Origin of the sequence: Virgibacillus sp. MG-45 (genome assembly GCF_036409425.1) — a bacterium.
Lineage (GTDB): Bacteria > Bacillota > Bacilli > Bacillales > Amphibacillaceae > LDC-1.
The window spans coordinates 85,528-99,889 of record NZ_JAXOFU010000004.1; the positions used below are offsets into that span (position 1 = coordinate 85,528).

The 14,362-nt window shown below is 37.0% G+C and carries 10 protein-coding genes; all 10 read left to right on the plus strand.

Going from position 1 to position 14,362, the window contains the following annotated elements:
* Positions 1-32 precede the first annotated feature (32 nt).
* Complete coding sequence (cccB, locus tag SPK86_RS05825) at positions 33-374, plus strand: cytochrome c551 (RefSeq protein WP_330948846.1); 342 nt, start codon at positions 33-35, stop codon at positions 372-374.
* Between the two features lie 339 nt (positions 375-713).
* A complete protein-coding gene (ftsE, locus tag SPK86_RS05830) occupies positions 714-1,400 on the plus strand; it encodes a cell division ATP-binding protein FtsE (RefSeq protein ID WP_330948847.1) in 687 nt (228 codons plus the stop codon).
* On the plus strand, positions 1,390-2,283 hold the full coding sequence (gene ftsX / locus SPK86_RS05835) for a permease-like cell division protein FtsX (protein ID WP_284141088.1): 894 nt from the start codon (positions 1,390-1,392) through the stop codon (positions 2,281-2,283). Before ftsE ends, ftsX begins: the two co-directional genes overlap by 11 nt.
* A 118-nt stretch (positions 2,284-2,401) precedes the next feature.
* The gene (locus SPK86_RS05840) at positions 2,402-3,766 is read left to right on the plus strand and encodes a murein hydrolase activator EnvC family protein (RefSeq protein ID WP_330948848.1); all 1,365 of its coding nucleotides are present in this window, start codon (positions 2,402-2,404) and stop codon (positions 3,764-3,766) included.
* A 166-nt stretch (positions 3,767-3,932) separates the two neighbouring features.
* A complete protein-coding gene (locus SPK86_RS05845) occupies positions 3,933-5,381 on the plus strand; it encodes a S41 family peptidase (RefSeq protein ID WP_330948849.1) in 1,449 nt (482 codons plus the stop codon).
* Positions 5,382-5,578: 197 nt separating this feature from the next.
* Positions 5,579-6,778, plus strand: a complete 1,200-nt coding sequence (locus SPK86_RS05850) for a PDZ domain-containing protein (RefSeq protein WP_330948850.1) — start codon at positions 5,579-5,581, stop codon at positions 6,776-6,778.
* 270 nt (positions 6,779-7,048) lie between these two features.
* On the plus strand, positions 7,049-9,031 hold the full coding sequence (uvrB, locus tag SPK86_RS05855; RefSeq protein ID WP_284141092.1) for an excinuclease ABC subunit UvrB: 1,983 nt from the start codon (positions 7,049-7,051) through the stop codon (positions 9,029-9,031).
* Positions 9,032-9,038: 7 nt separating this feature from the next.
* Positions 9,039-11,915, plus strand: coding sequence for an excinuclease ABC subunit UvrA (gene uvrA / locus SPK86_RS05860; protein ID WP_284141093.1), 2,877 nt, complete (start codon positions 9,039-9,041; stop codon positions 11,913-11,915).
* 360 nt (positions 11,916-12,275) lie between these two features.
* The gene (locus SPK86_RS05865; protein WP_284141094.1) at positions 12,276-13,763 is read left to right on the plus strand and encodes an APC family permease; all 1,488 of its coding nucleotides are present in this window, start codon (positions 12,276-12,278) and stop codon (positions 13,761-13,763) included.
* 137 nt (positions 13,764-13,900) lie between these two features.
* The gene (locus SPK86_RS05870) at positions 13,901-14,254 is read left to right on the plus strand and encodes a YojF family protein (RefSeq protein ID WP_330948851.1); all 354 of its coding nucleotides are present in this window, start codon (positions 13,901-13,903) and stop codon (positions 14,252-14,254) included.
* Positions 14,255-14,362 lie beyond the last annotated feature (108 nt).

Genomic DNA, 14,362 nt, shown 5'->3' on the forward strand with positions numbered 1-14,362 from the left:
GAATTATAATATTTTGTTAGGGGGATTTTAGCATGAAAAAGTCGTTATTAGCAGTGCTTTTTGGAGCAGTACTTGTGCTTGGTGCATGCGGTGGTGGGGATGATAACGCCGATGATAATGCGAAGGAAAATGAAAATGGTGGAACAGTTGATACTGCAGCGGCAGAAGAGATTTATCAAAGTAATTGTTCCGCGTGTCACGGTTCTGATCTTTCAGGAGGTGCTGGTCCAGAGCTAGCAAATATCGGATCTAAGTATAGTGCTGAAGAAATTACCGATATTATCCATAACGGAATCGGCAGCATGCCTGCACAAAAGGGTGTTTCTGATCAGGATGCAACAACCCTTGCTAACTGGCTCGCTGAAAAGAAGTAACAGGTAAAAGTGTTAAAACGTTTATCCAATCTAATTGGATAAACGTTTTTTTTGTGCGAATTAACAGGGGCTTTATACCTATCAAACCTCTTTGTTGATAGAAAATATTACACGAATTTCCAGTCAATTTCAAAAAAATAACAGAAAATTGTTGGTTTGAAATACAAATGTAATAATTTTATGTCTAAAAAACATGGCGAAAGATGTTATAATATAGTGGAAATGTTATCATTAAAGTAAGAAATTGTATAAAAGAATAACTTATACATAAAAATAGGGACTTTATGATTAGTTTCGACATTCTTTTGTCCTAATTAAATGAAGTAAAGGTGAGAATGAATGATATTAATGAATGATGTTTATAAAACATATGCCAATGGAGTAACTGCACTAAATGGAATTTCTATTAATATAGACCAAGGCGAATTTGCGTACATAGTTGGACCAAGTGGGGCCGGTAAGTCAACATTTATCAAGCTTATGTATCGTGAAGTAAAGCCGACTAGTGGTTCTATTATTATTAATGATACAGATATGAGTGATTTAACTGAGCGAAAGGTTCCGCAACTACGCCGAAATATCGGTGTCGTGTTTCAGGATTTTAAACTGCTTCCAAAGCTATCAGTCTATGAAAATATTGCATTTGCTTTAGAAGTAATTGAGGAAACACCTCGAAATATTCGCAAGCGTGTCATGGAAGTACTAGATCTAGTAGGATTGAAAAATAAGGCACGCTTTCTCCCAGATGAGCTTTCTGGTGGAGAACAACAGCGCGTGTCTATTGCCCGTGCTATTGTTAATCATCCTAAAATTGTGATTGCGGATGAACCTACCGGGAACTTAGATCCAGAAACCTCTAGAGAAATAATGCGTGTTTTTGATGAAATCAACTCTCGTGGCACAACAATTATCATGGCAACCCATAGTAAAGAAATTGTAAATACGATTAAAAAACGGGTTATTGCTATTGAAAATGGCTTAATAGTAAGAGATGAAGACCGAGGTGAATACGGCTATGAAAGTTAGAACAATGAAACGTCATTTGCGTGAAGGAGTAAAAAACATCTTTAGAAATGGTTGGATGACGATAGCCTCGGTTGGGGCAGTGACCGTTACACTAATCTTAGTTGCTGCGTTTCTAGCTCTGATGCTTAACTTAAACCACATGGCTGATAAAGTAGAAGAAGATGTAGTGATAAAGGTATTTATTGATGTAACAGCTGATGATGCGCAAATTAAAACTCTCGGCGATCAAATTGACGAAATAGATCAAGTCGATGCTGTTTCTTTCTCCTCAAAGGATGATGAATTAAAAGCGCTAATTGACAGTATGGGTGAAGAAGGAAAAACATGGAAAATGTTCCAGCAGGATAATCCATTAAATCATGCATACATCGTAAAAGCCAAAAATCCAACTGATACAAAGCTTATTGCAGAACAAATTCAACAAATGAAAAGCGTAGAAAACATTACCTACGGCGAGGATGTTGTACAACGCTTATTTGAATTTAATAACTATGCTAGATTAATTGGATTAGCATTAATTGTTGGTTTAGTGTTTACAGCTATCTTTCTCATTTCCAATACGATTAAGCTTACCATCATGGCACGAAGCAAAGAAATTGGAATTATGAAGCTAGTTGGAGCAACAAATGGTTTTATTAGATGGCCATTCTTTATTGAAGGGATGCTTTTAGGTGTACTAGGATCCGTTATCCCTATTACAGCTTTATTAACAGGATACCATTATATTTTATCAAATCTCGCTAGTAAGATAACGATTCGATTTGTAGAGTTGCTACCATTTAATCCGTTTGCATGGCAGCTATCCTTACTAATTTTACTTATCGGAGCATTAATCGGAATTTGGGGAAGCGTTATGAGTGTTCGGAAATTCCTCAAAGTATAATCTTTTAATCTAGTAAGTCTCTCATCGGGAATGCTTCATTCTCGATGAGAGTCACTAATAAAATAGATGCTTGATCCTTGTACGAACATACATAGATTTCGAGAAAGGAGTAATTAAATTGAAAAAAACGATTACATATGTTGCAGTAGCCGCGCTTCTCATCAGCTCAGGTGGTATTGGAGTACATACTGTACAAGCAGAATCAATAAGTGATATTCAAAACAAGCTTAGCGATCTTGAAAAAAAACAACAAGAGCTAGATAAAAAAGACGGTGCACTAAATAGTGATAAGTCTAAAACACAGAAAAAAATAGATGAGAATCTAGATAAGCAGGATTCTGTGAAAAACGAAATGGCATCCATTGACGAAAAGCTAGCTAATACAAAGTCTAAAATTAGTACAAAGGAAAATGAAATTAATGAAACAAACGAGGAAATTAATCGCCTTGAGCAACAAATTAAAGATTTAGAGAAGCAAATAAAAAAATTAAAAGAAGAAATTAAAGAACTTCAGGAGAGCATAAAAAAACGAGAAGCAATTTTAAAGGATCGGTTGCGTGCCATTCAAAAGAACGGTGGACAGATGAAGTATATGGAAGTAATTCTCGGGTCAAGAAGTTTTAGTGATTTTATTAGTCGTTCCTCTGCAGTAAATACGATTATGGATCAGGATAGATCGATAATGGATCAGCTTGCAGCGGATAAAAAAGCGATGGAACAGATGAAAAAAGATGTGGAAAAAAAGAAAACAAAGATAGAAGATAATAAGCAGGAAGTGGAAGCAAAGAAAGCTTCATTGGAAGGCCAAAAGAAAGAACTCTTATCCTTAAAAGGTGAACTAGATAGCCAGATGGCAGAAAAGGAAAAATTACAACAAAAGCTAGAAAAAGAGCATGCCATTTTGGAGAATCATAAAATGAGTATTGCTGAGGAACAAGAAATAATACGTTCCCAAGAAGCTGCCGTTAAGAAAGCCTTAGAATTAGCGAAAAAAGAAAAAGAAGAATTAGAACAGCTTTCTGATAATAAGAATAACAACTCAGGTGGGGGCACTGTAACAAAGCCTTCTGGCAATGGAGCATTTACATGGCCAGTATCAGGATACATTACCGATCACTTTGGAACGCGTGGTGGGACTCATAAAGGACTGGATATAGGGAATGCAACTGCAAAAGCTGGCGGAAATGTTCCAATTTTTTCAGTTGCATCAGGTGTTGTTACAAAAGCATATTATTCTCAATCCTATGGTAATGTCGTTTTTATTACACATATTGTAAATGGTGTGCAATATGAGAGCGTTTATGCTCACATGAAATATACACCAATGGTTCGGACGCTACAAACGGTTTCAAAAGGACAGCAAATTGGCATCATGGGTAACACTGGTGATTCATTTGGTACACATCTTCATTTTGAGCTGCATAATCCGAGTTGGAATATGAGTAAATCAAATGCCGTTAACCCATTATCTTACTTAAATTAAGCACTGGAATGACATGACGTTTGATTGAAAAAGACATCACATAAAATTTTTGTGATGTCTTTTTGTATTAGAATATACATAATAATAGTGGTAAAATGAATTTTAGTATCGATGCAAACCAAATTATTAAGCGGTTTCCATTAACTTTACATATAGAGGTGAGATAATGAACTTTAAAAAGAGCCATGTTGTCCTAATATTGGTTGCAGCACTTTTCTTAGGGTTTGTCGGCGCATACTTTGGCGTTTCATATGCACAAAAGGAAAGTGAAGAAGCACATAATGACCCTTCGGCAAGTATTTCGGGAGAATCGTCTAAGCCAGCTACTGATATAGATAAAGTAGGGCAGGCCTATGATTTAATTAAAAAGAATTATGTACAGGACGTAGATGAGAAGCAATTAATCGAAGGAGCTATACAGGGAATGCTTGCTTCATTAGAAGATCCTTATAGCGCTTATATGGATGTTGAAATGATGGAGCAGTTCAATGAGCAAATTGAATCTTCCTTTGAAGGTATCGGTGCAGAAGTAAGTATGGTGAATGGAAAAGTAACGATTGTTGCTCCGATTAAAGATTCACCAGCAGAAAAAGCTGGATTAAGACCAAATGACCAAGTATTAAGTGTAGATGGTGAAAGCCTAGAAGGGCTTGACTTAAATGAAGCTGTATCCAAGATACGTGGTGAAAAAGGATCTGAAGTGGTGTTACAGGTTCAACGGACTGGAGCTTCCAAACCATTTGACGTGCCAATTATACGGGATACTATTCCTTTAGAAACAATCTACGCGGACATGAAAACAATCGATAATAAAAAAACAGGAATTATTGAAATCACTAATTTTTCCGAACGAACTGCAGATGAATTTCGCACTGCATTAGAAAAGCTAGAAAAAGATGGTATGGAAGGATTAATTTTAGATGTTCGAGGAAATCCAGGTGGTTTATTAAATTCCGTTGAAGATATTTTACGAAATTTTATACCAAAGGACACGCCTTACGTGCAAATCGAAGATAAAAACGGAAAAAAGGAAAAATATTATACTGAATTAAATCAGAAGAAAGATTACCCAATTCGAGTGATGATCAATGAAGGAAGTGCATCAGCTTCAGAAATATTAGCAGTTGCGATGAAAGAGATTGGCTATGACGTTGTTGGAGCGACGAGTTTTGGGAAAGGAACAGTTCAGCAAGCAGTTCCACTTGGAGATGGCAGTACAATAAAACTAACGTTTTATAAATGGCTTTCACCAAAAGGAAATTGGATTCATGAAAAAGGCGTCGAACCTACAATTGAAGTAAAACAGCCAGATTATTATTATGCAAATCCAGTGCAGCTAGAGAAAACGTTAACTTATAACCATACTGGAGAAGCCATTGAAAACATTCAAAGAATGCTAACGGGTTTAGGCTATGACACAGCACGTACAGATGGTTATTTTAGCCAAAAGACAGTAGAAGCAGTGAAAGCCTTTCAAAAAGACAACGATTTAAAAGTGACAGGCGATGTTGATTCAAAGACAGCTGGAATGGTCGAGGCAAAAGTAGTTGAAAGCATTCGTAACGGAGAGAATGATATGCAATTGGAGAAGGCTTTAGATTCTTTATATAAATAATTAATATAGCTGTTCCAAGGTGAAGGCTTTCCTTGAAAGAAAGATGGTTTCTCATTTAACTTTTAAGGATAATCACTTTGGGACAGCTATTTTTTCCCAGTACTATGATATAATAAAGGTTACAATTAAGTAGGAAATATTCGTTTGACTAGCGAATAAACGATGTTTTCCATTGCTACTTCACGGAAGGTGATCATATGTTTGAAACAGGATTAATTGAAGCTGGGAAAACAATTGGAAGCGTATTTTTAAACCCTCTGTCTTATTGGCTTCTATTGTTAGGGATGATATTAGGATTCAAACGAATAAAAAAAGAGCGGAACCATTTTGGCACAAAAGTATTCGATGTTTTTTCAGAGTTTAAGAATACATGGATACTTTCTGTTTGCTTTGGGATGATTCTATCCATAGTGATGGTTGGGATTGGAGTCGTATTTTCATATGAAACTGTGCTTGTACTAAGTGGAATTATTATTTTATTTTCATTAATTGCTGGCTTAACGCTGCTTTCTCCTGCTTATACAATTGGTGTGCTTTTTTTCATTCTATGGCTGGCGCCATTTATTATGGAGTACCAAACCTTTTTTACAGCTGATTTATTTTCCGAGGTTAACTTTACAGGCATTGTTATTTTACTTGGTCTCCTTCTTTTTATAGAAGGCTTCTTATACTTTCGTGTTCGTAGAAATGAAACCTTTCCAGAGCTCTCTTTGAGCAGTAGAGGAGGGTGGATTGGACAGCTTCGAATGAAGAAAATCCTGTTTCTTCCTTTTTTGCTTGTTGTACCAACAGGAATGATCACACCATTCGCTTCCTTCTGGCCTTATTTTTCAGTAGGAGATGAACAGACATTTAGCATTATTATTCTCCCATTTGTCTTAGGAATCGAACAAGTTGTAAGAGGAACACTCCCGGAATTAGCAGCAAAAAGGATGGCTAAGCCTCTCTTTTTACTTGCGTCTATCGTTCTTGTGCTAGGATTTTTAAGTATGTATGTGACGTGGCTAACACTTCTTGCAATTGTCTTTGCTGTTGCAGGTAAAGAGTTTATCAATTTTCGATATCGTTCGGATGAGCAAAATAAAAAGCCGTATTTTTGTCAAACTGAAAAAGGAATAACGGTTTTGAGTGTTATTCCAGGTACTCCTGCTTCACGTCTTGATATTCAAGTAGGTGAAATAATTTCGAAAGTGAATGGAATTAAAATAAATTCAGCAGATCAATTCTATGAAGCGCTTCAGGAAAGCAGGGCTTCCTTTAAATTAGATGTGCTTGATGAAAATGGCGAATTACGTTTTGTGCAAAGCGTGTTGTATGAAGGGGAGCATCATGAGCTTGGTTTACTTTTTGTAACAGCCCCACATCATCAGAAAAGCATTCAACAGGTTGTCGGATAATAATGAATTAATAAGCAAGATTTTCATCTTGTTGCTTGTTTATCGAACAGAATCAGACTAGATTCACCCAATAAAATGAGAATTATACTAGCGTTAGCCTAATATAGGCTAATGCTTTTTAGTTGAAATGGACAAAATAAGATTTTATGCTCATGGATACAAATAAAATTAAAATTAACATAAAAAACGAATATTTGTTCGTCTTTTATGTTAAAATAGAAATGCATCTATGATAAGCTGATATTATTCAGGTGATCGGAGGGACGATTTTTGGAAAATACATTTGAACTCGTATCTGCATATAAACCACAAGGAGATCAACCAAAAGCAATCAAGGAGCTTGTGGATAAAATTTTAGCAGGACAACGACATCAAACCTTACTTGGAGCAACAGGTACAGGAAAAACATTTACTGTATCAAATGTAGTGAAAGAAATTAATCGACCAACATTAGTAATCGCACATAATAAAACGTTGGCAGGCCAATTATATAGTGAGTTCAAGGAATTTTTCCCGAATAATGCGGTGGAATATTTTGTGAGCTATTATGATTATTACCAGCCAGAGGCATACGTTCCTTCTACAGATACGTTTATTGAAAAGGATGCGAGCATCAATGATGAAATTGATAAACTAAGACACTCGGCAACATCGTCATTATTTGAACGAAGTGATGTATTGATTGTTGCCAGCGTCTCTTGTATATATGGTTTAGGGTCTCCAGAAGAATATGGAAGTCAAGTGCTTTCATTACGAATGGGTATGGAAAAAGATCGTGATCAACTCCTACGAGACCTAGTTGATATTCAATATGCTAGAAATGATATTGACTTTCAACGTGGAACGTTTCGCGTCCGTGGTGATTCTGTTGAAGTTATTCCAGCTTCACGTGAGGAGCATTGTATTCGAATTGAGTTTTTTGGCGATGAAATTGATCGAATTCGTGAGGTAGATGCTTTAACAGGGGAAATTATTGGTGATCGGGAGCACGTAGCTATTTTTCCAGCTTCCCACTTTGTTACGCGTGAGGAAAAGCTGAAAAAAGCGATTACTAATATTGAGAAGGAATTAGAAGATAGACTAAAAGAGCTGCGCGAACAAAATAAGCTTTTAGAGGCACAGCGACTTGAACAGCGAACAAATTACGATATTGAAATGATGAATGAAATGGGCTTTTGTTCGGGTATAGAGAATTATTCTAGGCATCTTGCTTTTCGCGAACAAGGTTCTACACCATATACACTGTTAGACTATTTTCCGGATGATTTTCTAGTTGTTGTAGATGAATCACATGTTACTCTGCCGCAGATTAGAGGAATGTATAATGGTGACCAAGCTAGAAAACAAGTATTAGTTGATCATGGCTTCCGCTTACCTTCTGCTCTGGATAATCGCCCATTGACATTTGCGGAGTTTGAAAAAGCAACTAATCAACTCATCTATGTATCGGCAACACCTGGTCCATATGAGCTAGAGCATTGTCCAGTAATGACCGAGCAAATCATTCGTCCAACTGGTCTATTGGATCCGCAAGTAGAAGTTCGTCCAATTGAAGGACAGATTGATAATTTAATCGGTGAAATTAACAAACGATCTAAAAAGAATGAGCGTGTACTTGTCACGACGTTAACGAAAAAAATGGCGGAAGACTTGACTGATTATCTAAAGGAAATTGGTATTAAAGTTGCCTATCTCCATTCTGAAATCAAAACGTTAGAACGAATTGAAATTATTCGGGAGCTTCGGGTCGGAAAATATGATGTGCTTATCGGTATTAATTTACTTCGAGAAGGCTTAGACATTCCCGAAGTATCTTTAGTAGCAATTTTAGACGCTGATAAAGAAGGCTTTTTGCGCTCAGATCGTTCCCTAATTCAAACAATGGGACGTGCTGCCCGTAATGAAAATGGGCGCGTAATTATGTATGCAGATAAGATTACGAAATCCATGCAATATGCAATTGATGAGACAAATCGCCGGAGAGAAAAACAAATTGCTTATAACGAAGCACATGGCATCACACCACAAACTATTAAAAAAGAAGTGCGGGATGTTATTCGTGCTACCGTTGCTGCAGAGGATACTATCCAGTATGAATCTAAAGCAAAAGAGCTAACGAAGCTGACGAAGAAAGAACGTCAAAAAGTGATTCAAAACATGGAAAAAGAAATGCGAGCAGCTGCAAAGGCATTAGATTTTGAAAAAGCAGCAGAGCTTCGTGATATCATATTGGAACTAAAAGCGGAAGGATGACGGTTGCATGCCAAGTAAATCAATAAAAATTCAAGGCGCTAGGGCTCATAACTTAAAGAACATTGATATTACCATTCCCAAAAATAAATTGGTCGTATTAACCGGACTATCAGGGTCAGGAAAATCCTCCTTAGCTTTTGATACAATTTATGCTGAAGGACAACGTAGATATGTAGAATCACTTTCTGCTTATGCGCGCCAATTTTTAGGGCAAATGGATAAGCCGGATGTTGATACAATTGAAGGACTATCCCCAGCGATTTCAATAGATCAAAAAACTACGAGTCGTAATCCACGCTCTACGGTAGGAACAGTAACCGAAATATACGACTACTTACGTTTGCTTTATGCTCGTGTTGGTCGACCGACATGTCCAAAGCATGGAATTGAAATAAGCTCACAAACGGTGCAGCAAATGGTGGATCGAATTATGGATTATCCAGAGCGTACACGGATCCAAATTCTTGCCCCAGTCGTTTCTGGCCGAAAAGGTGAGCATATTAAAACGATTGAAAAGCTAAAGCAGGAGGGTTATGTTCGTATCCGTGTAGACAAGGAAATGCGTGAGGTAACAGAGGAGATTAACCTCGAAAAAAATAAAAAGCATTCGATTGAAGTTGTTGTGGACCGCATTGTCGTGAAGGAAGGCGTAACTGGACGGCTAAGTGACTCATTGGAAACAGCGCTTGAGCTAGGAGAAGGTAAAGTAATCGTCGACATTATTGGAGAAGAAGAGCTTACATTTAGTGAAAACCACGCTTGTCCCATTTGTGGGTTTTCAATTGGGGAACTAGAGCCTCGTCTCTTTTCTTTTAATAGTCCGTACGGGGCATGTCCAACCTGTGATGGACTTGGTACAAAGCTGGAAGTTGATTTGGATTTAGTGATACCAGATTGGGATAAAACCTTAAATGAGCACGCCATTGCCGCGTGGGAACCAATTAGTTCAAAATATTATCCACAGCTATTAAAAAGTGTTTGTGAGCATTACGGGATTGACATGAATATTCCGGTAAAGGATATTCCTAAAACACAAATGGATAAAATTTTGCATGGAAGTGGTAAAGACAAAATCCGGTTCTATTATGTGAATGATTTTGGTAATGTGCGAGACAACACAATTGAATTCGAAGGTGTGCTAAAAAATATCGCGAGACGGTATCGAGAGACTTCTTCTGACTACATTCGTGAAACATTAGAAAAATATATGGCACAGAAAAATTGTCCATCATGTAAAGGATATCGATTAAAAGAAGAAGCATTAGCGGTACGCATTGATGGAAAGCATATTAGTAAAATTACGGATTTATCTATAACAGAAGCGAAGTCCTTTTTTCAACAATTGGAGCTTACTGAAAAGGAAACGCAAATTGCACGATTAATCCTAAAAGAAATTAGTAATCGGTTGGACTTTTTAAATAATGTCGGATTAGACTATTTAACGTTATCTCGTGCAGCTGGAACACTTTCAGGTGGTGAGGCACAGCGAATTAGACTTGCTACACAAATCGGTTCAGCACTAACCGGTGTTTTATATGTATTAGATGAACCGTCAATTGGACTTCACCAGCGTGACAATGATCGATTAATCGGAACATTACAAAGTATGCGTGATCTGGACAATACACTAATTGTAGTAGAGCATGATGAAGATACGATGCTTGCAGCCGATTGGCTTATTGATATTGGTCCAGGAGCTGGAGAGCATGGTGGAGAAATTGTTGCAAGTGGTACGCCTGCAAAAGTAATGAAAACGAAGAAATCACTAACCGGTCAATATTTATCTGGACAGAAATATATTCCATTACCAGCAAAGCGAAGAAAAGCAGATGATCGTCATATTGAGGTTGTTGGAGCATCAGAGAATAACTTAAAGAATGTATCCGTTCAATTCCCAATAGGATTGATGACGGTTGTAACAGGGGTTTCCGGGTCAGGTAAAAGTACGCTCGTGAATGAGATATTATATAAATCATTAGCAAAACATCTTTATCGTGGAAAGCAAAAGCCTGGAAAGCATGAAACAATAAACGGTTTAGAGCATATTGAAAAAGTAATTGATATAGATCAATCGCCAATTGGGAGAACGCCGCGTTCTAATCCAGCTACCTATACAGGCGTGTTTGATGATGTTCGTGACGTTTATGCGCAAACAAATGAAGCAAAGGTTCGCGGATATAAAAAAGGACGTTTTAGCTTTAATGTGAAGGGCGGTCGCTGTGAAGCGTGCCATGGTGATGGTATTATTAAAATTGAAATGCACTTTCTTCCAGATGTTTATGTACCTTGTGAGGTTTGTCATGGCAAACGCTATAACCGTGAAACGTTAGAAGTAAAATATAAAGGGAAGAACATTGCAGATGTGCTTGCCATGACGATTGAAGAAGCATTAGAGTTCTTCGCAAACATTCCAAAGATTAAACGAAAGCTCCAAACGATTTATGATGTAGGATTAGGGTATATCACGTTAGGACAGCCGGCAACGACATTATCTGGTGGAGAAGCACAACGCGTGAAGCTTGCTAGTGAATTGCATCGTCGCTCTAACGGAAAGTCATTTTATATTCTTGATGAGCCTACGACAGGCTTACATGTTGACGATATTAAACGTTTAATAGCTGTACTAGAACGCTTAGTAGATAATGGAGATACCGTATTAATCATTGAACATAATCTCGATGTAATAAAAATTGCTGATCATATTATTGATCTTGGTCCAGAAGGCGGGGATCGTGGAGGACAAATTATTGCAACAGGAACCCCAGAGCAGATTGCAAACGTAAAAAAATCACATACAGGACGTTATTTAAAGTCGGTTTTAGAACGTGATTTAAAACGTATGGAAGAAAGTCTTTCTGAAAAAGAAAAGCTCGTAAGTAAATAAACTGGTAGTCGTAACCACCAGAAATTTAATTAAACATAACAGAATGCAAATAAATAGGTCAGTTAGATCATCAATTATTCGATGAACTAACTGACTTTTTTTATTTACTAGATTTTTGTCAAGCCCTTCTTTGTTTGTTTTGAAAAGGAGAAGAAGGGGTAGATAAAACAAAATATGGTGTTAACATACGTAGTTCGCCATTTTAGAGCAAATAAACGCATATTTCTCTTTCTGCACGATATCAGTATCCTCATACGATTAATTAAGCAAAAATACGCCAATATCATTGTGGAAAGCTAAATTGTAAAGATATTCCTGTTTTGAAATAATAGAGTGTAGAGAAAGAAAAGGAGTCGAATTATGATTAATAAACGACAGACAAATTACCAGTATGAAGAACGAACGACGCTGAAAAAGTCGTTAAAAGCACACTGGGTATGGGCAATAGCTCTAGGCTCATCAATTGGTTGGGGAGCATTTGTACAGCCGACGAATTGGCTTGAAACTGCAGGGCCTATAGGTGTTATTCTCGGTTTTATCATTGGTGCTTTTCTTATGATGCTCATCGCTGTAAGCTATGGATTTCTCATTAAAAGCTTTCCAGTTTCAGGAGGAGAATTTGCTTATTCATTTATCAGTCTTGGACGAACGCATGCATTTATTTGTGGATGGTTTTTAACCCTCGGCTATATTTGTATCGTTGCTCTTAATGCCTCTGCTTTTGCTTTAATGTTCAAATTTATTTTTCCAAAAATAATTGAAAATCTTAAACTTTATCAAATTGCTGGTTGGGATATCTATGCGATGGAGATTGTTATATCTACATTCGTTTTAGCTATATTTGGTTATTTTAATGTCAAAGGGACAGGATTATCTGGACGTATGCAGTTTGTTTTTTGCAGTATTATGATTATAAGTGTGCTCGCGATCACGGCAATGGTTGGGTTCCATCCGAGTACAGAATTAAGTAATGTGCAGCCATTATTTTCAACAGATAAAACTGCATTCGCAGCAATTATTTCCATTGTTGCTATAGCTCCATGGGCATTTGTAGGCTTTGATAACGTTCCACAAGCTGCAGAAGAATTCCATTTTTCTTCAAAGAAGGCATTTCTGTTAATTATTCTAGCAATCTTCTTTGCAGCGATTTTATATAGCTTAATGATTATTTCTACAGCAATGATTCAGCCTTGGGAAACATTAGCTGGTGCAAGTCATGCTTGGGGAACAGCAGCTGCAATTAATGATTTACTAGGAACGATTGGCCTGCTTATTCTTGTTGTCGCTTTAACGATGGGAATATTCACCGGGCTAAATGGTTTTATTATTTCATCTAGCCGCTTATTGTTCGCCATGTCACGCGCGAAAATTATCCCAGAGTCGTTTTCAAAGCTCCATCCAACCTATAAGACACCTTACTTTGGCATCGCTTTTACAGTGATACTTGCTATGATTGCACCGTGGTTTGGTAGACAGGCATTACTATGGGTAGTCGATATGTCCTCAGTTGGAGTGACGATCGCTTACTTCTATACATGCTTCACCGCATTTTCTCTATTTAAATGGTCAAAGGATAAAGATTTTAATCCATCGAAGCATGTTGTATCACCACTTAAAAAATCAATTGCAGCAATCGGTATGATTGCTAGTCTAGTGTTTTTAGGATTATTATTAGTACCTGGATCGCCAGCTTTTCTAGGTATTGAATCGCGAATTGCACTCACAGTATGGATTATACTTGGTGTGATATTTTACTTAGCAAAGCGCACAGAACTTAAACAAATACCTACGAAAGAATTAAATTATTTAATCCTTGGAAATGAAGAAGTAATTGCGAAAAACAAATAAAATTTCGAATAAAAACTCATTCAATGTAGATTTACAATACATTGAATGAGTTTTTTAGCTTGGATAGATTGTATGTTTTGACGACACCCGTCTATTTCGGTAATGTAAAAAGAGAAGATGTTGGGAGGAACAATGACATGAAACCAATAGATATAGAAAACGTGCAGCAAATGCTAGAAAGCTTTATTAACAAAGAAGTATATGTCCATGTTGAAACAACCAATGGAGCCTATGCAAGCCACTTTAATGAAAAGGCATATAATGTAGGTGTATTTGTAAGAAACGCTAAGGTTACTTTCTCGCAAGCAAAGATTGTAAGGGATGGCAATGTTTATCGCGCAGGTTTGAAAATGCCGATGGGCTGGATATATGCGGAAGGTCTAACTGATTGGGAAATTTACGAATATGATAAATTACTTTTAGCCGGCCATGACCGTGAAGGTCGCTTAATGGTCGCAATGCAAATTAGTGAAACACCTTTTGATTATTAATTCGATTTTTGTAGATTAAATTGAAAGTTGTGTTCAGCGATAAAATAATGCTTCAATTAGTGAAGGATTTGTCGTACAAAAATTACGTTATTGACTATTAGAATTTTG